The organism is Streptomyces sp. NPDC031670 (assembly GCF_055580545.1).
On the sequence record NZ_JBVILC010000017.1, the window covers coordinates 101,108 to 123,207 of the forward strand.

Annotated in this window: 15 protein-coding genes; 6 read left to right on the forward strand and 9 right to left on the reverse strand. The window is 72.4% G+C overall.

From position 1 onward, the window contains the following. Positions 1–52: 52 nt before the first annotated feature. Entirely contained in the window at positions 53–2,503 is a 2,451-nt protein-coding gene (locus ACZ5ID_RS27755; protein ID WP_468903169.1) for an FtsX-like permease family protein, read from the reverse strand. A gap of 259 nt (positions 2,504–2,762) precedes the next feature. Here ACZ5ID_RS27755 and ACZ5ID_RS27760 point away from each other — a divergent pair, with 259 nt between their 5' ends. Continuing rightward, positions 2,763–5,165 (forward strand): transglycosylase domain-containing protein, encoded by a 2,403-nt coding sequence (locus ACZ5ID_RS27760; RefSeq protein ID WP_468903171.1) that lies wholly within the window; start codon positions 2,763–2,765, stop codon positions 5,163–5,165. An 89-nt stretch (positions 5,166–5,254) separates the two neighbouring features. Here ACZ5ID_RS27760 and ACZ5ID_RS27765 read toward each other — a convergent pair whose 3' ends face one another. The 3 genes from ACZ5ID_RS27765 to ACZ5ID_RS27775 all read right to left on the reverse strand — a co-directional run bounded on the left by ACZ5ID_RS27765 (position 5,255) and on the right by ACZ5ID_RS27775 (position 9,744). After that, entirely contained in the window at positions 5,255–7,351 is a 2,097-nt protein-coding gene (locus ACZ5ID_RS27765) for a SpoIIE family protein phosphatase (RefSeq protein WP_468903174.1), read from the reverse strand. 236 nt (positions 7,352–7,587) lie between these two features. Further along, positions 7,588–8,259 carry a cytidylyl-2-hydroxypropylphosphonate hydrolase gene (fomD, locus tag ACZ5ID_RS27770; RefSeq protein ID WP_468903176.1) on the reverse strand — a complete coding sequence of 224 codons (672 nt, stop codon included), beginning with the start codon at positions 8,257–8,259 and terminating at the stop codon, positions 7,588–7,590. A gap of 93 nt (positions 8,260–8,352) precedes the next feature. Next, complete coding sequence (locus ACZ5ID_RS27775) at positions 8,353–9,744, reverse strand: class II fumarate hydratase (RefSeq protein ID WP_468903178.1); 1,392 nt, start codon at positions 9,742–9,744, stop codon at positions 8,353–8,355. A 107-nt stretch (positions 9,745–9,851) separates the two neighbouring features. Here ACZ5ID_RS27775 and ACZ5ID_RS27780 point away from each other — a divergent pair, with 107 nt between their 5' ends. Next, positions 9,852–11,366 carry a ricin-type beta-trefoil lectin domain protein gene (locus ACZ5ID_RS27780; RefSeq protein WP_468903180.1) on the forward strand — a complete coding sequence of 505 codons (1,515 nt, stop codon included), beginning with the start codon at positions 9,852–9,854 and terminating at the stop codon, positions 11,364–11,366. Positions 11,367–11,451: 85 nt separating this feature from the next. Beyond that, positions 11,452–14,094 carry a GNAT family N-acetyltransferase gene (locus ACZ5ID_RS27785; protein WP_468903183.1) on the forward strand — a complete coding sequence of 881 codons (2,643 nt, stop codon included), beginning with the start codon at positions 11,452–11,454 and terminating at the stop codon, positions 14,092–14,094. Positions 14,095–14,228: 134 nt separating this feature from the next. Here ACZ5ID_RS27785 and ACZ5ID_RS27790 read toward each other — a convergent pair whose 3' ends face one another. Next, positions 14,229–15,920, reverse strand: a complete 1,692-nt coding sequence (locus ACZ5ID_RS27790) for a fumarate hydratase (RefSeq protein ID WP_468903185.1) — start codon at positions 15,918–15,920, stop codon at positions 14,229–14,231. Positions 15,921–16,205: 285 nt separating this feature from the next. Here ACZ5ID_RS27790 and ACZ5ID_RS27795 point away from each other — a divergent pair, with 285 nt between their 5' ends. Both ACZ5ID_RS27795 and ACZ5ID_RS27800 read left to right on the forward strand, forming a co-directional pair. Further along, positions 16,206–16,901 (forward strand): DUF1707 SHOCT-like domain-containing protein, encoded by a 696-nt coding sequence (locus ACZ5ID_RS27795; protein ID WP_468903244.1) that lies wholly within the window; start codon positions 16,206–16,208, stop codon positions 16,899–16,901. A gap of 149 nt (positions 16,902–17,050) precedes the next feature. Next, positions 17,051–17,407: a WhiB family transcriptional regulator gene (locus ACZ5ID_RS27800; protein ID WP_067163559.1), complete on the forward strand. Its 357-nt coding sequence runs from the start codon at positions 17,051–17,053 to the stop codon at positions 17,405–17,407. Positions 17,408–17,549: 142 nt separating this feature from the next. On the opposite strand, the gene glpX is transcribed toward ACZ5ID_RS27800, so the two are convergent. Beyond that, positions 17,550–18,581 carry a class II fructose-bisphosphatase gene (glpX, locus tag ACZ5ID_RS27805; RefSeq protein WP_468903189.1) on the reverse strand — a complete coding sequence of 344 codons (1,032 nt, stop codon included), beginning with the start codon at positions 18,579–18,581 and terminating at the stop codon, positions 17,550–17,552. Between the two features lie 125 nt (positions 18,582–18,706). Here glpX and ACZ5ID_RS27810 point away from each other — a divergent pair, with 125 nt between their 5' ends. Next, entirely contained in the window at positions 18,707–19,240 is a 534-nt protein-coding gene (locus tag ACZ5ID_RS27810) for a DUF4245 domain-containing protein (protein WP_358837094.1), read from the forward strand. 131 nt (positions 19,241–19,371) lie between these two features. On the opposite strand, the gene ACZ5ID_RS27815 is transcribed toward ACZ5ID_RS27810, so the two are convergent. The 3 genes from ACZ5ID_RS27815 to xseA all read right to left on the reverse strand — a co-directional run bounded on the left by ACZ5ID_RS27815 (position 19,372) and on the right by xseA (position 22,094). Continuing rightward, complete coding sequence (locus ACZ5ID_RS27815; RefSeq protein WP_468903193.1) at positions 19,372–19,962, reverse strand: malonic semialdehyde reductase; 591 nt, start codon at positions 19,960–19,962, stop codon at positions 19,372–19,374. 598 nt (positions 19,963–20,560) lie between these two features. Then, entirely contained in the window at positions 20,561–20,794 is a 234-nt protein-coding gene (locus ACZ5ID_RS27820; RefSeq protein ID WP_468903247.1) for an exodeoxyribonuclease VII small subunit, read from the reverse strand. Between the two features lie 85 nt (positions 20,795–20,879). Continuing rightward, positions 20,880–22,094: an exodeoxyribonuclease VII large subunit gene (gene xseA / locus ACZ5ID_RS27825; RefSeq protein ID WP_468903195.1), complete on the reverse strand. Its 1,215-nt coding sequence runs from the start codon at positions 22,092–22,094 to the stop codon at positions 20,880–20,882. Positions 22,095–22,100: the final 6 nt, after the last annotated feature.

Genomic DNA, 22,100 nt, shown 5'->3' on the forward strand with positions numbered 1-22,100 from the left:
CTCATATGCCTTTCTGTCTGCTGGTACGTCTGCGGATGGGGGGTGCGGGCTCTCATTCGGTACGGAGTCCGTCGGGGCGCATCAGGCGCCACAGCGGGGGCAGGCTGAGCAGCGTCACCACCAGGACGGCGGCCGTGCCGGTGCCCGCCAGCGGCAGGAAGAGCCACCAGTCGGTGACCTCCTTGCCGACCATGCCGAGCAGGGCCACGCCCAGGGCGGTGCCCCCGGCGACCGCGAGCACCACCCCCAGGACGACCGGCACGGCGGTCTGCCACAGCACGGACAGGGCGAGCGAGGACCGCCGGGTGCCGAAGGCGACCAGCACCGACAGCAGCCTGCGGCGCTCGCGCAACTGCTCGATCTGCGAGACGAGCAGGCTCAGGGCGATGAGCAGCATGGTGGCGACCGCCCCGGTGCGCAGTCCGCCCTGGACACTGGCGTACTGCTTGTCCCGCTCGACGTTGTCGATGGTGCGCACGGTCATCGCCGGGTCGATGGCGGCGGCCGTGTTGCGTACGTACTCGGCGGCGTCCGGCACCGAGCGGTCCACCCTGATCATGGCCCTGGTCTCGGCCGACGGGAGCCGGGTGACGTCGACGGCGCCGGGCGTGGCGAAGATGCCGTGCCGGGCCTCGCCCATCGGGTCGGGCCGGGAGACCACGGTCCGCGCCGACCCGGGCAGGGTCCACAGGACCGGCCGGGCCGCCGGGGCGTAGTCGGTCGCGGTGTTGAGGTCGACCGCCCGGCCGGGCCGGGCGCTCTGGTCCACCCACGCGCTCAGCCGCCTGTCGCCCTCGGGGTGGACGACGAAGGTGTCCCCGTCGCGGCAGGACGGGATGCGGGCGAGCTCGGTGAGGGTGGCGCAGTCGCCCACGGTCAGCACGGTGGTGGGCCGCATCTCGCCCCGGGCGTAGTGGCCGGGGCGGGTCGCGTAGGTCTCGACCGTGCCGATGACGGCCTCGACGCCCCGGGTGGCGCGGAAGTCCTGGATCATCCGCTGGGCGCGCTCGCCGCTGGGGAAGTCGGCCACGACGTCGATCTGGGCGCGGCCGGGGTCGTGGTCGGTGGTGCGCACGAAGTCGGCGTGGATGCCGGTGGCCATCATCTGGAGCGAGATCGCACCGGCGACCGCCGCGGTGATCCCGGCGACGGCCCGGCTCGCGGTCCCGCCGCTGAGCTGGAGCCTGCGTACGGCCAGCTGCCAGGAGACCGGCCCGCGCCCCAGCCGGGCGACGACCGCCTCCACCAGCCACGGCAGCAGGGCGGCGAGACCGGTCAGGGTGAGGATCGTGCCGAGGGCGACCAGGTTGGGGTCGGTCACACCCTCGTCCACGCCCGCTTCGGGGGACAGGGAGAGGACGGCGACCCCGGCGGCGGGCAGCGGCAGCCGCCACCACAGCCGGCGCCGCCGGGGCCTGGCGGCCCGTACGACACCCAGCGGTTCGACGGACACCGAGCGCATCGCGGCGAGGGTGACCACCACGGCCGCGAGCGGTACGGCGAGCAGTACGAGCACGGCGAGCACCGGGTCCGGGGTGAAGTCGGCGGGGAAGGCCGCGAAGCTCCAGAACCGGACGCCGCCGACGAGTTCCCGGCCCGCCAGGAAGAGGACGGCGCCGAGCAGCAGGCCGAGCGCCGAGCCGGCGAGCGCCTCCCCGGCCGCGATCCACCGGGTCATCCCGGTGTCCGCGCCGACCAGCCGCAGCGCCGCGAGCCGCCGGTCGCGGCGCTCGCCGCCGAACCGTACGGCGGTGGCGATGAAGATGATCACCGGCATGAGCAGCACGACGCAGGAGACGACCGTGAGCGCCACGAGCACCGGGTTCAGCGGCAGGTTCTCGACCGCACCGCCGAAGGTGTCGGTGCGGGTGGCTCCGGTGGCCCGGCTGAGGGTGTCGCTGCCCGCGTAGAAGAAGAGCTCGGTCGGGTCGAGGAGCCCGGCGTCGCCGATGCCCGCGGTGATCTTGTACGGGAGCCGCCGGCGCAGTAGTTCCCCCTCGGGGGAGCCGAGCAGGTCACGCAGGGCGGGCGAGACGGCCATCTCGCCGGGCCGGGGTACCGCGCGGAGCCCGGGCGGCACGGCGGGGCGCGTCCCCTCGGGGCGCAGCACGAGGCCGCCGATGGACTCGCCCCGGTACTCGGTGCCGGCCATGGCGAAGAGGACGGACGTGTCGGAGCGCGCGAGCGGCTTCTCGCTCCCGGAGGCGGCCGGCATCCGGGCGTCCCCGCGCGCGGTGCTCGCCCGGTTGACGTGCGGGATCGAGGCGGCGGCGAAGAGCAGCGCGACCCCGAGCCCGACCCCGAGGGCGGTCAGCAGCGTACGGACCCAGCCCTCGCGCCCGCCGGTGATGGCGAACCTGGCGCCGAGCGCCAGCTCGCGCAGGTGGCCGGTCACCGGGCACCGGCCGGGGCGGGGGCCAGATGGGTGGGGCCGAAGGTCTTGCGCAGCCCCCTCGCGCCGAGCAGGGGTCCGCGACGGGCCGGGGGGCGAGCCGAGTGACATGGGGAGGACTATACGCACTAGGTATACGCGGGGTGTATACCCCCGGTGCATAGCGCCTTGGGGAACATGACATTCCATGGCAAAAAAGGGCAGGATCCGGAGTTCTGGCAACCCTCCGGGCCATTTGACAGTCGGTTCCCATGGGCCGGGTGCTGATTGTCACGTACGGAAAAGACGTGATGGGCTCCCCTTTGTCCACAGGTGCGGTGTTAGTTTTCTTAGCTGATCTGGCGAGTCAAGAAGGCGAGCGACTGAGGTTATGGGCCGAGCGGAAGAGCGGCGGGCCCGGCAGCGTGGTGCGCGCCGGACCCAGCAGACGAAGGGCGGCCGAATACGCAGGCTCTTCACCTGGAAGAAGATGCTCGGCACCTTCTTCGGGCTCGTCCTGCTCGGCATGGGCGGCTTCTACATCATCTACACGATGACGCCGATCCCGGAGGCGAACGCCCAGGCGCGCATGGAGAGCAACGTCTACAAGCTCCCCAACGGCAAGATCATCGCCCGGACCGGTCAGCTCAACCGTGAGGTCGTCGGGCTCGACAAGATCCCCGAGAAGGTCCAGCTGGACTTCGTCGCCGCCGAGAACATGTCCTTCTACAAGGACTCCGGCGTCGACCTCAAGGGCACCGCCCGAGGCCTGCTGAACACCGTCTCCGGCAAGGGCAAGCAGGGTGGTTCCACCATCACCCAGCAGTACGTCAAGAACTTCTACCTGAGCCAGGACCAGACGGTCACCCGCAAGCTCAAGGAGCTGGTGATCTCCCTCAAGGTCGACCGGAAGTACTCCAAGAAGGAGATCCTGGCCGGCTACATCAACACCAGCTTCTACGGCCGCAACGCCTACGGCATCCAGGCCGCGTCGCAGGCGTACTACGGCGTGGACTCCTCCAAGCTGACCATCGAGCAGGGCGCCTATCTGGCGGCCCTGCTCCAGGCGCCCAGCCAGTACGACTGGGCGGTGGCCTCGGCGACCGGCAAGAAGCTGGTGACGGCCCGCTGGAACTACGTCCTCGACAACATGGTCAAGATGAAGGAGCTGGACGCGGGCCAGCGGGCCGGGATGAAGTTCCCGGTGCCCGTCGACCCCAAGCCCGACCCCGGCATGGAGGGCCAGACCGGCTACATGGTCAGGGCCGCCAAGGACGAGATGGAACGCAACGGCATCAGCCCCGCGGACCTCGCCAAGGGCGGCTGGACGATCACCCTCAACATCGACCCCAAGAAGCAGAAGCTCCTTGAGGACGCGGTGAAGCAGGAGCTGACCAGCAAGCTGGACAAGAAGAACAGGAAGGTCGACCAGGACATCCAGGCGGGTGCCGTCTCGGTGGACCCCAAGACCGGTTCGGTCGTCGCGCTGTACGGCGGCCAGGACTACATGAAGCACCAGATCAGCAACGCCACCACGGCCACCTACCAGCCCGCCTCCACCTTCAAGCCGCTGATCCTCGCCACCGCGCTCAACGACAAGGCCGAGACGCAGGAGGGCAAGGAGATCCGCGCCAACACCATCTACAACGGTGACAACAAGCGCCCGGTGAAGGGCGAGGGCGGCAAGGGCTACGCGCCGCCCAACGAGGACGGCGACAGCTACGGTCCCATCACCGTCCAGACGGCGATGAACAAGTCCGTCAACAGCGTCTTCGCGCAGATGGGCGTGGACGTGGGGCTTCCCAAGCTGCGGGACACGGCCGTCGCGCTGGGCCTCAACCACATGAAGGGCGTCAGCGCCGAGCCCGCCATGACCCTGGGCTCCTACGGCGCGAGCCCGATGGAGATGGCCGGTGCGTACGCCACGCTGGACAACCACGGCAAGAAGGTCACGCCGTCCATCGTCAAGTCGGCCCAGCACAAGGTGGCCAAGTACAACAAGCCGGACCCCATCGGCGACCAGGTGATCAGCCGGGACGCGGCCGACGCCGTCACCTCGGTGCTCACGGGCGTGGTCGACGACGGTACGGCCAAGAGGTCGGTGCGGGACGCCGAGAACCGCGACGGGCAGCCGGTCGCGGGCAAGACCGGTACCTCCGACGACAACAAGTCGGCCTGGTTCACCGGGTACACGCCCTCGCTGGCGACCTCCGTGGGTCTGTGGGGCGAGGCGGCCGAGGCGCGCCAGGTGGACGGGCACACCGTGCCCAAGGGCGGCCAGGTGAGCATCGCGGGCGCCACCGGCAACGAGGGCCCCGCCAACGGCCGTATCAACGGTGGCGCCATCCCGGCGAAGATCTGGGCCGCGTACACCTTCGACGCCGTCGGCAGCGACGACTCCAAGTTCGACCTGGACACCGACCAGGGAGCGGCCGTGGAGCCCGATGTGACGCCGGTGACCACGCCGTCCGGGACCCCGTCCAACACGCCTTCGCACACCCCGTCCCACACCCCGTCCAAGACGCCGTCCTCGCACCCGCCGACCCACAAGCCGACGAAGACGCCGACGACCGGCGGGACCAACGGCGGCCCGACGACCGGGGGCCAGACGACCGGCGGTCAGACGACCGGGGGCCAGACCACGGGTGGTCAGCCGACCGGCGGTCAGACCACCGGGGGCACCACCACCGGGGGTCAGACCACGGGCGGTCAGACCACCGGGGGCACCACCACCGGCACGGCCGACGGAGGGGCCGCCCAGGGCACCATCCAGGGCGGCGGCGGCACTCCGTAGCCCCGGCCCGTGACGCGCGTCGGCCCCCCACCCGCTCACGGGTGGGGGGCCGAATCGTTTCGGGGCGGGCCGGGCCGCCCGCCTCCGCCTCAGGGGCGCGTCGGCAGCTCGAACCAGACCACCTTGCCGCCGGAGAGCCGGGTCGCTCCCCACCGCCTGGCCAGCCGGTTCACCAGGAACAGCCCGCGCCCGCCCTCGTCGGTGTCGCGCGCCCGCCGCTGGCGGGGCAGTTGCGGCGAGTCGTCGCCGACCTCGCAGCGCAGGACGTCCGTCCTGAGCAGCCGCAGGGTCACCGGGCGCTCCGCGTACCGCACGGCGTTGGTGACCACCTCGCTGACCAGCAGCTCCACCGAGTCCGTCAGCTCCTCAAGACCCCAGCGGTCCAGGGCGCGCCGGGCCAGGCGCCGGGCCCGGCCGGGGGCGGAGTCCTCCGGGTCCAGGAACCAGTACGCCACATCGCTCGGCGCGATCCCGTCGAAGCGGGCCGCGAGCAGCGCGATGTCGTCGTCCCGGTCGCCGGGGCCCAGCATGTCCAGGACGTCGTCGCAGAGCGCCTCCAGGGGCGGCGGATGGTCCGGGCCGGTGAGCTGCGCGGTGGCGGCGAGGCGTTCCCGCAGCTGCTCGATACCGGTCCACACGTCCCGCAGCCGGGACTCGACCAGGCCGTCCGTGTACAGGAGCAGGGTGGCGCCCGCCGGGGCGTCCAGCTCGACCGCCTCGAAGTCGACCCCGCCCACGCCGATCGGTGCGCCCGGCGGCACCCGCAGCACCTCGGCGCGCCCGCCCAGGTGCAGCAGTACCGGCGGCGGGTGCCCGGCGTTGGCGATGGTGATGCGGTGGGCGACCGGGTCGTACACCGCGTAGAGGCAGGTCGCCATCCGGTCGGTGCCCAGGCGCTGGGCCTGCTCGTCGAGGTGGTGCAGCACCTCCTGCGGCGGCAGGTCGAGCCCGGCCAGGGTCTGCGCGGTGGTGCGCAGCTGGCCCATGATCGCGGCCGAGGTCATCGAATGGCCCATCACATCGCCGACGACCAGCGCCACCCGGCTGCCGGGCAGCGGGATCGCGTCGTACCAGTCGCCGCCGACGCGGGCGGTCTCGGCGGCGGGCAGATAGCGCGAGGCCAGCCGCACACCGGTGGGCTGGGGCAGCGAGTCCGGCAGCATGGTCCGCTGGAGCTCGTCCGCGATGTACGCCTCGCGTCCGTAGAGCACGGCCTTGTCGATGCCGAGCGCGGTGTGGGTGGCCAGCTGGGCCGCCACCAGCAGGTCGTTCGCCTCGAAGGCGGGCCGCTCCAGGCCGCGGACGAACACGGCGGCGCCGATCACCCGGCGCCGGCCCCGGAGCGGGGCGAGTATGGTCCGGTGGCCGGCCGGGACCGGGCGGTCGGGGCCGAGCAGCTCGGCCAGGGCGAGGCGGGCGGGCACGGAGTCGCCGAAGACCGGGCGCACCCCGCGCAGCACCTCGGCGAGGGCGCCGCCGGTGCGGACCTCGCAGAGCTCGGCGGCCGGGGTCAGATCGGTCTGGGCGTTCAGCAGGGACAGGGCGTCGGCCGCCTCCGGCTCCTGCAGCGACTCGTCGACTAAACGCAGCCGGTCGGTTCGGCGCAGCCGCAGCACGAAGGGGCTGGCGGGCCGCTCGTCCCCGACCGGCAGCGGGTCGCGCAGATGCACGAGTATCGCGTCCGAGAAGGTGGGGACGGTGGCCCGGCACAGCCCGAGCACGATCTCGTCGAGGTCTATGCCGCGCGCGATCCGGCGGGTGGCCGCGCCGACGAACCGCAGCCGGTCGCCCTCGCGGCGGGCCACCGCCGCGCCGTCCCCGCCGGGCACCTCGCCGCCGCTCCCGGCCCCGGGGGCGCCGGAGGACGGACCGCCGGGCCCGCCGGCGCCCGGCGGCTGCGCGGGACCCCGGCCGGGCGGCACCCCCATCGCGCTCGCGGTCGCCGCCGCGCCCAGGTCGCGGGTGAGGTCGCGCGGGCCCGGCTCGGGCTGGCCGGGCACGGACGCGGTGACCGCACGGGCCTTGCCCCGCCGGGCGGCCGGGGAGGCGACCTGGGGAGCGGGCGCGCCGGAGTGCGCGGCGGCGCCCGCACCCGGCTCGTCCGGGCGCGGCCGGGCCGCCTCAGGAGGCCGGGCCAACTGCTCCTGGTGCCGGCTCTCGTGCGAAGTGGGCTGATGCTCCGTCACGCGTCGGGTTCCGTCCGTCCGGAGTGAGACATCCACCGTGCTGGGGGCAGGACAGGGATGCGCGAGGCAGTCGCTTCGTGCGGTATACCCGCTCCACGGGTGGCCGCGACACCCCTCACGTCCCGACCCCCCTTAGGTGACATACGGTCAATGTGCGCCCTGGGTTCCCTCGTTGTCGATGCGCAGCCTTGCGGAGGACGATCCTACGTTTGAACCCCGGGGGCGCATCAAGGGTCTCACGACGGCATATGCGCCGGGGTGCGATCCCAGTCCGCCGGGAGCGCGGGAACCGGCCACCCCGGATCGGGCCGCCACTCCTCCCATCCGTCCGCGAAGGGGCTGCCCCAGGCGCGGATCACCTCGACCGCCGCCGCTCCGGCGGCCCGCACCCGCCGGGCGCGGGCCGCGTCCATCAGCCCCACCCGCTGGGCCTGCGCGAACTCGTCCTCGTCCCGCCACTGCCAGGTGCGGTCCGGGTAGACGGAGATGTCGAGAAAGTGGTCCTCGGAGTCGACCCCGCCCGACCACCGCGTGCGCGGCTCCTCCAGGTTCACGTACCAGCTCCGGAAGCGCCAGCCCCGCTCCCAGAACAGCCAGACCGACCAGGGCTCGCCGGGGCGCGCCAGCTTGAGCACCCCGGTGCCGAACCAGCGGGCGCGCTCCGTGGTGCGCGGGGCGGTGTAGCGGGTGGCGAGCGGCTCGTCGTGCACGGCGGTGCCGTCCGCGAGCACGGGCTTGACGCACTCGGTGCCCGGCGCCATCCAGACCGCGAGCAGGTCGTCGGTGTCCTGGACGACGGTGACCGGACGGCAGATGTGGACACGGCTCCCCGGCTCCGGGCCGTTGCCGCGGTAGCGCCAGAGGATCTGGTCCCCCGGCGCCCAGTGCATGCCTGAGGTACCTGTCATGCGCAGATCTTAGGAGCACGGTCAAGACCGCGCTGCGACCCGCGTCACGGCCCCGGTCACCGCCCGGTCATCGCGCCCGGCCGGGCCCCCGGTTCACGGCCGGGTCATCCGCAGCACGTCCAGCGCCTCGTCGAGCTGCGCCTCGGTGAGGTCGCCGCGCTCCACGTAACCGCCCGCCAGGACCACCTCGCGGATCGTCCTGCGCTCGGCCAGCGACTTCTTCGCGACCTTCGCGGCCTCCTCGTACCCGATGTACTTGTTGAGCGGCGTCACCACCGAGGGCGAGGACTCCGCGTACTCCCGCGCCCGCTCGCGGTGGGCGGTGATCCCGTCGACGGTACGGTCCGCCAGCAGCCGGGAGACGTTGGCGAGCAGCCGCACCGACTCCAGCAGGTTCTTGGCGATGACCGGGAGCATCACGTTCAGCTCGAAGTTGCCGGCCGCGCCCGCCGCCGCCACCGTGGCGTCGTTGCCGGTCACCTGGGCCGCGACCATCAGCACGGCCTCGGGGATGACCGGGTTGACCTTGCCGGGCATGATCGAGGAGCCCGGCTGGAGGTCCGGCAGGCTGATCTCGGCCAGGCCGGTACGCGGCCCCGAAGCCATCCAGCGCAGATCGTTGGAGATCTTGGTGAGCGAGACGCCGATGGTGCGGAGCTGGCCGGAGGTCTCCACCAGGCCGTCCCGGGCGCCCTGCGCCTCGAAGTGGTCGCGGGCCTCGGTCAGCGGCAGCCCGGTCACCCGCGCCACCTCCGCGATGACGGCCGCCGAGAAGCCGGGCGGGGTGTTGATGCCGGTGCCGACGGCGGTGCCGCCGAGGGGGAGCTCCGCGAGCCGGGGGAGCGAGGCCCGCAGCCGCTCCACGCCGTAGCGCACGGCCGCCGCGTAGCCGCCGAACTCCTGGCCGAGGGTGACGGGGGTGGCGTCCATCAGATGCGTACGCCCGGACTTGACCACGTCCGCGAACTCGGCGGCCTTGCGCTCCAGCGCCTCGGCGAGGTGGTCGAGGGCCGGGATCAGATCGCCGGTGACGGCGGCCGTGGCGGCGATGTGGATGGAGGAGGGGAAGACGTCGTTGGACGACTGCGAGGCGTTGACGTGGTCGTTGGGGTGGACGTCCCGGCCCAGCCGCTCGCTCGCCAGGGTGGCCACGACCTCGTTCATGTTCATGTTGGACGAGGTGCCCGAGCCGGTCTGGAAGACGTCGACCGGGAAGTGCTCGTCCCAGCGCCCCTCCGCGACCTCGGAGGCCGCCTCACCGACCGCCGCCGCGATGTCCCCGTCCAGGACGCCCAGTTCGGCGTTGACCTTGGCCGCGGCGGCCTTGATCCGGGCCAGCGCCTCGATGTGGGCGCGCTCCAGGCGCTGGCCGGAGACGGGGAAGTTCTCCACCGCCCGCTGGGTCTGCGCCCGCCACTTGGCGTGCGCGGGGACCCGCACCTCGCCCATGGAGTCGTGCTCGACGCGGTACTCACTGTCGTTCATGTGCTTGAACCTCCTGGTAAAGATGAGCACTTGTCTTGTTCCAGCTATTCCCCATCGCCCCTACTGGCCGGTAAATACCGGTGGTAACTCATCACCGGGGAGGCGCAATGAGGCGCACCAGGCACAGACTCCGCTGTACGTTCGCCGCCGCCGTGGCCGCGGCAGCCGCGTTCGGGGGCATGACGGCCACGGCCGCGGCGGCACCCGCCGCGACGGTACAGTCCACCCCCCTTCCGCCCGAGCTGGAGAAGATCCGCGCCGCCGAGGCGCTCAAGCTGTACGGGGATTCCGCCGAGCGGCCCATGGAACGGCGCAGAACGGCGCTGATCTCGCTCGGCGACAGCGAGATCTCCGGCGAGGGCGTCGGCACCTACGAGGCCGGCACCAACGGCCCCGACAACTGGTGCCACCGGGCGCCGGACTCCGCGATCCACCGCACGGGAATCCCCGCCGACGAGACGTACAACGTGGCCTGTTCCGGCGCGTACACCGGCAACATCCGGATAGGCGGCTCCAAGCAGTACGCCGACGAGCTGGTCCAGAGCGACAGTCTGGCCGTCAAGGCCCGCAACACCCGCGTCAAGATGGTGCTGCTGGTCGCCGGGGCCAACGACGACCTCCAGTTCGGCCCGGTGATGACCGACTGCGTGGAGCGGTATCTGCTGCTCCAGGGCCCGTGCGAATCCAAGTACGCGCCGGGCTGGCAGGCGCGGGTCGACGCGCTCGTGCCCAAGGTCGAGCAGACGGTCACCGACCTGAAGACCGTGATGCGCGACGCCGGGTACGCCGACGGCGACTACAAGCTCGTCGTGATGGGCTACCCGAGCCCCATCGGCCCCGACTTCCACGACAACCCCGGCTTCCCCGGCAAGCTCGTCTGCGGCGGCCTGGGCTACGACTCGGACACCGTCTGGGGCCGCAACACCGCGGTGCCCGCCTTCGAGCGCGGGATGCGCAGGGCGGCGGCCGACACCGGCGCCGTCTTCCTCGACAACTCGCGGCTCTTCAACGGCCACGAGGTGTGCATGGAGGACGCCTGGGCGCGCGGCCTCTACATCGACCTCTCCAAGCCCGGGCTGCCGGACTCCAACTCGGTCCGCCAGTCCTTCCACCCCAACTACCGGGGCCACGGCGCCTTCGCCTCCTGCCTCACCCAGATCTACGACTCCGGGGTGCGCGAGGCCGGCTGCGCCGACCCGGCCTCCACCGGCTCGCCGGTCCTCTACCCGCTCGCCTGGGACGACGCCTACCGGCCGCTGACGAACGCGGCGACCGGCGGCTGCCTGGACGTGAACGGCGCGAGCAGCGCGAACAACACGGCCGTGATCGGCTGGGAGTGCCACGGCGGACGCAACCAGGGCTGGTGGTACGACAGCGCGCGCGGGTCCCTCCACACCCAGCTCACCCAGGACCGCTGCCTGGACGTGCCGGGCGCGAAGTACGCGGCCGGGGCCCGGCTGATCATCTGGAACTGCCACGGCGGCGCCAACCAGGAGTTCGTCCGGGACGGCTCCACCCTGCGCCCGGCGGCGGCCGCCGGGCTGTGCGCCACGCTGGCGGCGGCGAAGGACCCGCTGACACTGCGCCCCTGCGACGGCTCCCCGGCGCAGCGCTTCGCGTAACCGCTCGCCGGGCACGACCGCCCTCCACATCACCGGCCCCTCCCTTTAGGTTAGGCTGTCCTAACTTACAGGGAGGGGATCGGGTGTGAGCGCCGAGGTCTATCGCGACAGCCGGGGCATCCCGCATCTGCGGGCGGCCGACGCCCGCGAGCTCGCGTACGCCCAGGGCCGGGTCACGGCCGTCGACCGGGCCTGGCAGCTGGAGGTGGAACGGCACCGGGTGCGGGGCACCACGGCCGCCTTCCTCGGCCCCGACGCGGCGGGCTGGGACGTCTTCGCCCGCCGCGCCCGGCTCGCCGACACCGCCCGCCGGTGCTTCGCGGCGCTGGACGCGGAGACGGCCGACTGGGTCACGGCGTACACCGCGGGCGTCAACGACGGGCTGGCCGAGGGCGCCGCCGCGCAGCCCGGCTTCGCCACGACGGGCCTGACCCCCGGCCGCTGGGAGCCGTGGACCCCGCTCGGCGTCTGGCTCTCCACGCACATCCTCTTCGCGGGCTTCCCCACCAAACTGTGGCGCGAGCGGGCGGTGGCCGTGCTCGGCCCCGGCGCGGTGGAGCTGTTCGCCACCGACGGCCCCGGCACCGCCGGCTCCAACGGCTGGCTGATCACCGGCGAGCACACCGCATCCGGCGCCGCGATCCTCGCCGGCGACCCGCACCGCTTCATCGAGGACCCCGGCGTCTACCAGCAGATCCGCCTCGCCTGCCCGGAGTACGACGTCGTGGGCCTCGCCGTCCCCGGCGTCCCCGGCATCGCCCACTTCGGCCACACCGGCTCGGTCGCCTGGGCCATCACCAACGCCATGGCCGACTACCAGGACCTCTACCGCGAACGCCTGCGGCGCGACGGTACGGGCGTGGCCGCGTTCGGCCCCGACGGCTGGGCCCCCGCCGCCGTCCACACCGAGACGGTGGAGGTGGCGGGCGCGGCCCCGGTGACGGTCGAGGTGATCGAGACGGACCGCGGCCCGGTCATCATCGGCGGCCCCGACGCGGCCGACGCCATCAGCCTGCGCCACCCGCCCCGCGTCACCGCCGCCCTCGGCTTCGCCGCGCTCCCGGCGCTGCTGCGCGCCCGGACCACCGACGACGTCGACCGTGCCTTCGACGACTGGGTCGAGCCCGTCAACGTGGTCCAGGCCGCCGACACCGGGGGCGGCCGGCTGCACCGGGTGGCGGGCCGCGTACCGGTCCGGCACAGGACCAACCGCGTACGGGTCGTACCGGCGTGGGAGGCCGGCCACGCCTGGACGGGCTGGGCCCCGATGCCGCGCGCCGAGGTGGACGGGACGGCGGTGATGGCCAACGAGCGGGGCCTGGCGGCGCCGCTGGGAGTGGAGTTCGCGCCCCCGTACCGGGCGGAGCGCATCGCGACGCTGCTCGCCGGCTCCCGCTCCTGGACGCCCGCGGAGATGTCCTCACTCCACATGGACACGGACCTGGCGTCGGCGCGCCCGCTGCTGGGGCTCCTGGCGGCCCTGGAGGACCTGACACCCCGGGCGGCGGCGCTCCGGGACCGCCTGGGCGCCTGGAACCGCCGGATGGACGCGGACTCGACGGACGCGACGGCGTACGCGGCGGTACGGGACCGGTTGGTGCGGGCACTCGCCGCCCACCCCCGCTTCGCGGACCTCGCCGAACTCCCGCCGCTGCCGGACCTGTTCCTGCCCTGGCTGGCGCTGACGCCGAGGATCGCGTTCGCGCTGGAGACGATCCTGACCACGCCGACGCTGCCGGAGCTGGACCGGCCGCACCTCGTCAGGGTGGCGCTGGAGGAAGTCGCGTCCGAGGGAGGGGAGTTCGGCCCGTGGGGCGAGACGCACCGGCTGGCGCCTTGGCAGGCGGTGCCGACGCCCGAGGAGTGGCCGGGCCTGGCGGGCGACCACGACTGCGTCCTGTCGACGAGCAGCGTCCCCGGTGTGACACACCGCGCCGCCCGCGGCCCGGCGGCCCGGTACGTCTGGGACCTGGCGGACCGTCAGAACAGCCTGTGGGTGGTCCCGTTCGGCGCCTCGGGCACCCCGGACAGCCCGCACCACCGCGACCAGACGCGGCTGTGGGCGGCGGGGGAGTCGGTGCCGGTGGTGACGCGGTGGAGCGAACTGAGAAGAGAGCGGACGGTGACGAGGCGGATGGACGAGCAGACGGCCGAGCGGATACCCGAGCGGACGGCGGACGTCTACGAGGAGAAGGTCCCTGACTTCGGAACGGTCCGGCTGCGCCGGCTGGACCCGGCCGGGGACGCGGAGCTGATCCACTCCTGGGTCACCGAGGAGCGGGCGCGCTTCTGGGGGATGCTGGACGCGGACCGCGCGTACGTGGAGGAGACCTACGCGTACGTGGACTCCCTCCCCACGCACCACGCGTTCCTGCTCCTGCTCGACGACGAGCCGGTGGGGCTGTTCCAGACGTACGAGCCCGGGGCGGACCCGCTGGGGGAGTGCTACGAGGTGCGCCCCGGCGACGTGGGCGTCCACATCCTGCTGGCCCCCGCCCCGGGCCCGAGGCGCCCCGGCTTCACGGGCACGCTGATGAGGTCCCTGATCCGCTACGTCTTCTCCGATCCGTCCCACCGGCGGATCGTGGTGGAACCGGACGTCCGGAACGAGAAGTCGATCGCGCGGATGGTGCGGGCGGGGTTCGTGCTGGGGGAGGAAGTGCAGAAACCGGAGAAGAGGGCACGCCTGGCGTTCCTGCAGAGGCCCTCGACGCCACCCCGCCCCTGAACTGCGGGCCGCGCCCCTGACTGCCCAGGGGCGCGGGGAACTGCGCGACCAGCCACACACGGTCCGCAGACGGACTCCGGACCCCCGCCCGGGGTCTCCCGGGGGCGCAGCCCCCGGGAGACCCCGAAAACCCCTTACGGCTGCGCCACACCCCGTACCGGAATGTTCAGGAACGTAGGCGGCTCGGCCGGTGCCTGGAAGAAGTCGTTCCCCTTGTCATCGACCACGATGAACGCCGGGAAGTCCTCCACCTCGATCTTCCACACCGCCTCCATCCCGAGCTCCTCGTACTCGACGACCTCGACCTTCTTGATGCAGTCCTGAGCGAGCCGCGCGGCGGGCCCGCCGATGGACCCCAGGTAGAACCCCCCGTGCGCGTCGCACGCCGAAGTCACCTGCGCCGACCGGTTCCCCTTCGCCAGCATCACCTTGGACCCGCCCGCCGCCTGGAACTGCTCGACGTAGGAGTCCATGCGCCCGGCCGTGGTCGGCCCGAAGGACCCCGACGCGTAGCCCTCCGGCGTCTTCGCCGGACCGGCGTAGTACACCGGGTGGTCCTTGAGGTACTGCGGCATCTCCTCCCCCGCGTCCAGCCGCTCCTTGATCTTGGCGTGCGCGATGTCGCGCGCCACGACCAGCGGCCCGGTCAGCGAGAGACGGGTCTTGACGGGGTACTTCGTCAGCTCCGCCAGGATGTCGTCCATCGGCTGGTTGAGGTCGATGCGCACCACATCGTTGGACTCGTCCAGCTGCTCGTCCGTCGTCTCCGGCAGGAACCGCGCCGGGTCCTTCTCCAGCTCCTCCAGGAACACGCCCTCGGCCGTGATCTTCGCGACCGCCTGGCGGTCGGCCGAGCAGGACACGGCGATCGCGACCGGCAGCGAGGCACCGTGCCGGGGCAGCCGCACCACACGCACGTCGTGGCAGAAGTACTTGCCGCCGAACTGCGCCCCGATCCCGATCTTCTGCGTCAGCTCGAAGACCTTCTCCTCCAGCTCCGTGTCACGGAAGCCGTGCCCGGTCGCGGAGCCCTCGGTCGGCAGCTCGTCGAGGTAGTGCGCGGAGGCGTACTTCGCGGTCTTCAGCGCGAACTCGGCGCTGGTGCCGCCGACCACGATCGCCAGGTGGTACGGCGGGCACGCCGCCGTACCGAGCGAGCGGATCTTCTCCTCCAGGAACTTCATCATGGAGGCCTCGTTCAGGACGGCCTTCGTCTCCTGGTAGAGGAACGACTTGTTGGCCGAGCCGCCGCCCTTCGCCATGAAGAGGAACTTGTAGGCGCCGCCGTCCGTCGCGTACAGCTCGATCTGCGCGGGCAGGTTGGAGCCGGTGTTCTTCTCCTCCCACATGGTGAGCGGAGCCATCTGCGAGTACCGCAGGTTGAGCTGGGTGTACGCGTCGAAGATGCCGCGCGAGAGAGCTTCCTCGTCGCCGCCCTCGGTCAGCACGTTCTGCCCGCGCTTGCCCATCACGATCGCCGTGCCGGTGTCCTGGCACATCGGCAGCACGCCCGCCGCCGCGATGTTCGCGTTCTTCAGGAGGTCGAGCGCCACGAACTTGTCGTTGCCCGACGCCTCGGGGTCGTCGATGATCCGGCGCAGCTGGGCCAGGTGGGCCGGGCGCAGATAGTGCTGGATGTCGTGGATGGCCTCGGCGGCCAGCTTGCGCAGGGCCTCCGGCTCCACCTTGAGGAACGTACGGCCGTCGGCCTCGAAGGTGGAGACACCCTCGGCGGTCACCAGTCGGTAGGGCGTGTTGTCCTCTCCCAGGGGGAGCAGGTCGGAGTACGCGAACGCAGGGCTGGGAGGGCGGGAGACGGGGGACATGTGTACGGCCATTCCTCACTCGGCAGACAGTGGCTGACCTCCATTGGCGCAGCGTCCTCAAGCGTATGCCGCCGCCACGGCGGCACCTCTGTGAGGTAGGGCTCAGTTGCGGCGGGGGCGTGCGCGGCCGGGCGCGGGACGGGGTTCGCGGCCGGGGCGTGGCCGGGTTCGAGGCCGGGGGCGAGACCGGGGCCGGGGCCGGGGCCGGGCGCTGACGCGCCGGCTGTCGCGAACCCCTAGTCGCGATCTATCGCGTTTGGGTACGCTGGCCGCGTGGACGATTCCGTGGACCTTGAGAAGCACGCCGAGCCGCAGCCCCCGGAGCCCGCGCCCCTGCGCGCCTCCGACGCCGACCGCGACCGGGTCGCCGACATCCTGCGCGAGGCGCTCGCGGAGGGCCGGCTGGACGCGGAGGAGCACGCCGAGCGCATCGACCGGGTCTACCGCGCCAAGACGGTGGGCGAACTGGAGCCGCTCGTACGGGATCTGCCCGCGCCCGCCGACGGCGCGCACCGGTTCGGCGCGCCCTCCACCGCCTCGTCCGCGCCCGCGTATGCGACCGCACACGCGCCGGACGAGGCCACCGGTCCGGTCGCCGCCGAGAACCTGGTCGCCGTCTTCTCCAGCTCGACCCGCAAGGGCCGCTGGCGCGTCGGCCGCCGCACCAACGCGTTCGCGCTCTTCGGCAGCGTCGAGATCGATCTCACCGAGGCCTACTTCGAACAGCGGCTTTCCGTCATCAACGCCACCTCGGTCTTCGGTAACGTGGAGGTCCGGGTCCCCGAGAACCTGACCCTGCGCGGCAGCGGAACGGGCGTTTTCGGCAACTTCGAAGTGGAGACGCTGGAGGCCGAACACCCCGAGGCGCCCGTGGTCGTCGTCAATGGCTACTCGGTATTCGGCAACATCGAGGCCAAGCCCAAGCGCGGCAAACGGATCGCCGACCTCCACGGCCGCCTGCGCAAACGCCTCGACTCCTGACGCGTCGCGACCGCACACTTTTGGTCAGTGGCGCACGTTCGCACTTCCGGACACCGGAACTCAGTGCATAGGCACGCGTACAGCGGGTAGGGACCATCGCATCGTCGCTCGCTCGCGAAGCCGTCGTCAGCCGTCGTCAGGAGTTGGCCGTGCTGCATCCGCCGCATCAGTCCCTGCAGGTCGCCGTCGCCGTCCCGCCGCAGCGCGGCCCCGCTCGGGAGGACCAGGCGGGCCCGTGGCACACGGAGGCGGTCTGCCGCCGGGACGAGGCGGGGCTGTTCTTCGCCCCCTCCAAGGAGCCGACGGCCGCGCGCCTGTCGCGCGAGGAGGCCGCCAAACGCGTCTGCGCCCGCTGCCCGGTCATGGTCGAGTGCCGTGAGCACGCCCTGCTGATGCCCGAGCCGTACGGGGTGTGGGGCGGTCTGACGGCGGCCGAGCGGCGTGTGGTGCTGGCCCGACGGCGCCGGCGCGAGGTCGAGCTCAAGAAGGCGGCGTCCGCCGCCTGACGCGCGCGTACGTACGCGAAGGGGCGCCCCCGTCCGCACAACGGGAGCGCCCCTTCACGTACGCAGGCGACCGGAAGGCCCCGGCCCCACCGCGGGGCGGGGCCGGGGCCTCCCCCGAGGCCGGACCGGCCGCCGCTCGGCCCTACTTCGCCCGGTCGAAGTCGATCTGGCTGTAGGCGCGGAGCTTCGAGAGGCGGTGGGTGGAGTCGATCTGGCGGATCGTGCCGGACTTCGAGCGCATGACCAGCGACTGGGTGGTGGCGGTCTCGGCCCGGTAGCGCACGCCGCGCAGCAGCTCGCCGTCGGTGATGCCGGTGGCGACGAAGAAGACGTTGTCGCCGGAGACGAGGTCGTTGGTCGACAGCACCCGGTCGAGGTCGTGCCCGGCGTCCAGCGCCCGCCGGCGCTCGGCGTCGTCCTTGGGCCAGAGCTTGCCCTGGATGGTGCCGCCCAGGCACTTGATGGCGCAGGCGGAGATGATGCCCTCGGGCGTGCCGCCGATGCCCATCAGCAGGTCCACGCCGGTGCCCTCGCGCACGGCCATGATCGACCCGGCCACGTCCCCGTCGGAGATGAACTTGATACGGGCGCCCGTCTCGCGGATCTCCTTGACGATGCCCTCGTGGCGGGGCCGGTCGAGGATGACGACGGTGACGTCCTCGGGCGAGGAGTTCTTGGCCTTGGCGACGCGGCGGATGTTCACCGAGACGGGGGCGTTGATGTCGACGAAGTCGGCGGCCTCGGGGCCGGTCACGAGCTTGTCCATGTAGAAGACGGCCGACGGGTCGAACATGGTGCCGCGGTCGGCGGCGGCCAGGACGGCGATGGCGTTCGGCATGCCCTTGGCGTTGAGCGTGGTGCCGTCGATGGGGTCGACGGCGATGTCGACCTCGGGGCCGGTGCCGTCGCCGATGCGCTCGCCGTTGTAGAGCATCGGGGCCTCGTCCTTCTCGCCCTCCCCGATGACGACGACGCCGTTCATGGAGACGGTGGAGACGAGGGTGCGCATGGCGTTGACCGCGGCGCCGTCGGCGCCGATCTTGTCGCCGCGCCCGACCCAGCGGCCGGCGGCCATGGCGGCGGCCTCGGTGACCCGGACCAGTTCCAGGGCGAGGTTGCGGTCGGGAGCCTCGGGCGAGACCTCGAGTTGGGGCGGCAAGTTGTGCTCGGTCATCGGAGCGCACCTTTCTGTACGGCGACGGCCGGGAAAAAGAGGGTGCCTGGACTCTATCGTCACGTCGACAAAATGAGCAGTGGGGGCCACGTATGAGCAGCGACATGACCTGAGACCATGGGTCCGTGGCAGGAACACGTGGCAAGCAGAGTGTGCGGAACATGCTGCAGTCGTTGGCGGTGATCGGTATCGCCGTGGCTGTGATCTACATGTTCGTCCCGCACGACGGGAAGAAGGATCCGGTCAAGGCGGTCGACTACCGGGTCGAGCTCCTGACGGTCCGGCGCGCCGCGCCGTACCCGGTGGCGGCGCCGGTCGGGCTGCCCGACCAGGACAAGTGGAAGGCGACCTCGGTCACCTACGACGGCCAGGCCGACAACGCCTGGCACCTGGGCTTCCTGGACCCGGACAAGGAGTACGTGGCGATCGAGCAGTCCTCGGCGCCCGACCACGACAAGTTCGTGAAGTCCGTCGCCAAGAAGGCGGCGAAGACCGAGCACACCCAGCGGATCGCGGGCGCGACCTGGCGCCGCTGGGAGGGCCCGAAGTACGACGCGCTGGTCCGTGAGGACAAGGGCTCCACGACCGTGGTGACCGGCACGGCGGGCTTCGCCCAGCTGGAGCGGATGGCGGCGGCGCTGGAGCTGAAGAAGGCCTAGCCCTGACCGGCCCCTCCGGCACCCCGGCCTTGCCTCGGTCCCGGCCCCGGGCCCGGTTCCGGTTCCGGTACGGCGAAGGCCGCCGCACCCCGAGCGGGGGGTGCGGCGGCCTTCGCGTCCTTGGCCCCGGCTCAGACGGTGGTGACGACCTCGTCGTACGCCAGGCGCGGGCTGCGCGGGTACGAGGCGCCCTCGCCCGGCTTGCCGATGTTGACGACCATCAGCGGGGTGTGGTCCCCGTCCAGGAACTCCTTCTGGAGCCCGGCGGCGTCGAAGCCGGTCATCGGGCCGGCGGCGAGCCCGGCGGCGCGGACGCCGACGATGAAGTACGCGGCCTGGAGCGCGGCGTTCAGGACGGCGGCGCTCTCACGGACCGGGCGCTCGCTGAAGAACGCGTCCGCGGCCTGCGGGAAGGCCGGGAAGAGCTTGGGCAGCTCCTCGTGGAACTCGTTGTCGGCGGCGAGGATGGCGACCAGCGGGGCCGCGGCGGTCTTGGCCCGGTTGCCCTCGGACATGTGCGCCACCAGCCGCTCACGCGCCTCGGCGGAGCGCACCAGCACGATCCGCAGCGGGGTCTGGTTGAACGCGGTGGGCCCGAACTTGACCAGGTCGTAGATCGCCTGCACCTGCTCCTCGCTCACCGGCTCGTCGGTGAACGTGTTGGCGGTACGGGCCTCGCGGAAGAGGAGGTCCTGGGCGGCGGAGTCAAGAACGAGAGACATAACGAACCTTCCGGACTTACGGGGATTCCACTTGTGGGGATCAAGCGGTGACGTCACCGTACGACGGAGTTAGGTTAAGTTTCAACTAAACCGGGGGTGGGGTGATTGGCCTCACAGGTGGGGTCGATTTTCGGCCGTGTGTGTGGGCGCGGATGGTCTGCGGCTGGTCGCGCAGTTCCCCGCGCCCCTTTTGGGCCGGGTGTTTGTCTGCGGGTTGTGGTGGGTTGCTCGCGCAGTTCCCCGCGCCCCTTGGGGGTTGGGGGCGCTGTATTCCGGTCCTCGGGGGAGGGGGCGGTTCAGCCGCTCCGGCGTTTGAGGGGCAGGGGCGTGGCCGCAGGCCCGCCTTTTGGGGGCGCGGGGAACTGCGCGCTCAGCCCCCACTGGCCCGCAGGTGAGGACGCGGCGGGGGCGTGGCCGTAAGGCCCGCCTTTCAGGGGCGCGGGGAACTGCGCGCTCAGCCCCCACCGGCCCGCGGGTGAAGACGCAGCGGGGCGCGGAGGCCGCAGGCCCCGCCCGGCCGCAGGCTCCCGGGGACGAGCGGTCACCTCGACCCACCCCCACCCCCGGAGGGTTTAGGGAAGGGGCGGGGAGGGGCACCTCACCCCTCAACCTCCAGCGCCGCATCCAACCGAGCCCGAGCCCCCTCCAACCACCGCCGGCACACCTTCGCCAGCGCCTCCCCCCGCTCCCACAGCGCCAGCGACTCCTCCAGGGTCGTCCCCCCGGCCTCCAGCCGCCGCACCACGTCGATCAGCTCGTCCCGAGCCTGCTCGTAGCCCAGCGACTCGGACGAGGCCGACGCCCCGGCCGGCCCTCCGGCACCAGCCTCCACGGAGCCCGAGCGTGCGCCCGAGCCCGAGCCCGCCCCCTCGTCGCCGTCCCCACCCGAACCAACCTTCGCTGCCATATCCGTCACCCTACGCATCCGTCCCGACGACAACCGTGAACTCCCCCTCGGCCACCCTGGCCCGCAACTCCTCGCCCCCGGCGACCTCCTCCGGGGCCCGCACCACCGCCCCGTCCGCCCGCTGGAGCACCGCGTACCCCCGCTCCAGCGTCGCCGCCGGCGACAGCGCGACCACCCGCGCGCGGGTGTGGGCGAGCTCGGAGTCGGCGCGGTCCAGCAGATGGCCCAGCACCCGGCGCGAGCGGTTCACCAGCGCGTCCACCTCGTCCGCCCGGTCCTCCACCATCCGGTGCGGCCGTTCCATCCAGGGGCGGCCCAGCATCCCGGCCAGCCCCCGCTCCTCCCGGTCGAGGAGGCCGACGACATGGCGGCGCGCCCGGTCCCGCAGCATCCTCACCCGGTCCAGCTCCTCCCCGACATCGGGGACGACCTTCTTCGCCGCGTCCGTCGGGGTCGACGCCCGCAGATCGGCCACCAGGTCGAGCAGCGGCGAGTCCGGCTCGTGCCCGATCGCCGAGACCACCGGCGTACGGCACGCGGCCACCGTCCGTACCAACTGCTCGTCGGAGAACGGCAGCAGGTCCTCGACGCTGCCGCCGCCCCGCGCCACGACGATCACGTCGACCTCGGCGAGCGCGTCCAGCTCCCGCACCGCCTGGACGACCTGCGGCACCGCGTGCACCCCCTGCACCGCCACATTGCGCACCTCGAAGCGGACCGCGGGCCAGCGCCGGCGCGCGTTCTCCAGCACGTCCCGCTCGGCCGCCGAGGCGCGGCCGACCACCAGCCCCACCAGCTGCGGCAGGAACGGCAGCGGCTTCTTGCGGTCGAGCGCGAACAGCCCCTCCGCCGCGAGCGACTTCTTCAACTGCTCCAGACGGGCGAGCAGCTCGCCGATGCCGACGGGCCGTATCTCCGCGGCCCGCAGCGACAGCTGGCCCCTCGGCGCGTACCACTCCGGCTTCGCGTGGACCACGACCCGGGCGCCCTCGGCGACCACGTCCGCCACCGCGTCGAACACCTGCCGGTAGCAGGTGACCGACACCGAGATGTCGTGCGACGGGTCGCGCAGGGTCAGGAACACCACCCCCGCGCCCGGCCGCCGCGAGAGCTGCGTGATCTGCCCCTCGACCCACACCGCCCCCAGCCGGTCGATCCAGCCGCCGATGAGCCGCGACACCTCACCGACCGGCAGCGGCGCCTGAGCACTCGTATTCAGACCCATGCACGC